The sequence below is a fragment of the Paenibacillus sp. OT2-17 genome (assembly GCF_009827695.1).
GTDB lineage: Bacteria > Bacillota > Bacilli > Paenibacillales > Paenibacillaceae > Paenibacillus > Paenibacillus polymyxa_B.
Genome location: NZ_WUDQ01000858.1, coordinates 1 through 1,114 on the forward strand (window position 1 = coordinate 1; position 1,114 = coordinate 1,114).

At 47.0% G+C, this 1,114-nt stretch carries 1 protein-coding gene and 1 pseudogene; both read left to right on the forward strand.

The window, feature by feature from the left end; genetic code table 11:
- A pseudogene (locus GRP75_RS30765) lies at positions 1-171 on the forward strand (STM4014 family protein); the annotation flags it as partial.
- Positions 164-946 (forward strand): STM4013/SEN3800 family hydrolase, encoded by a 783-nt coding sequence (locus GRP75_RS27705; RefSeq protein ID WP_160790978.1) that lies wholly within the window; start codon positions 164-166, stop codon positions 944-946. The pseudogene GRP75_RS30765 and the gene GRP75_RS27705, both read left to right, overlap by 8 nt.
- Positions 947-1,114: the final 168 nt, after the last annotated feature.

Here is a 1,114-nt window from a genome sequence, read left to right on the forward strand (position 1 = left end):
CTGGATGTGCTGGTTCCGGCTCATGGGGGTCGTCCCTATGTGTTGGATGTTAATCCGTTCGGTGATTTGCTGTACCGGGTTGAACATCAGGGTTGGAATCCGTATGAATGGGAAATGCAGCACCTCGCTAATAGGAGCGTGGTTAGGGAAAGGAAAGACAGATATGACTGATATGAACCAAATTGTCGGCTCTCATGATATTGTCATGATTACGCTGGATACCCTGCGTTATGATGTAGCAAAGCTGGAGGAAGAGAATTGTCCGAATTTGTGCGGCTCCGACTCGTGGGAAAAACGCCATACACCGGGTAGCTTTACCTATGCTGCACATCATGCTTTTTTTGGCGGATTTTTGCCGACTCCGGCGAATACGGATAAGACTTCACATATCCGACTGTTTCACACAAAGGATACGGGACTGCGTACGCATCGACATACCTGGCTGTTCGATGCCCCGGATATTGTGTCCGGGCTAGAGGGTGAAGGTTATCGGACCATCTGTATCGGCGGCGTTATTTTTTTCACGAAGAAAAATAAGCTTGCCAAGGTGCTGCCTGGATATTTTCAAGAAAGCTACTGGCGTATGAACTTTGGCGTTACCAACCCTCGTTCGACGGAGAATCAGGTGAATCATGCTCTGAAACTGTTGGGGAATACAGACCCGTCGCAGCGCTTGTTTTTGTTTCTGAATGTATCAGCGATTCATGGGCCTAATCATTATTTTGTGAAGGGCTCTGCTAAAGATTCAGTGGAGTCTCAACGGGCAGCCTTACGGTATGTGGATGGTGAACTTGGACGTTTGTTTGATGCCTTACGAAATCGGGGTAAAACGTTTTGTATGGTTTTTTCCGATCATGGTACAGCTTATGGGGAAGACGGCTATGAAGGACATCGTCTGGCGCATGAGGTAGTCTGGAATGTGCCTTACCGCGAATTTATATTATAGAGCAAATAGAAATATAGATTGCACTGGTAAAATATCAAGAAATCAATCCAGCGCGAGGGAGGAGCAGAAATGAAAGCCATGAATCTGAATCACTCGCATCCAACGGGTGCGGCAGCCTCGGAGATAGATACAAACTTAACACCGTCTAGGTTTCAGTGGCCTGAAACT

Bases quoted from the DNA above. Each gene is read 5' to 3' on its own strand.
- GRP75_RS27705 (WP_160790978.1), top strand. From the start codon at position 164: ATGACTGATATGAACCAAATTGTCGGCTCTCATGATATTGTCATGATT.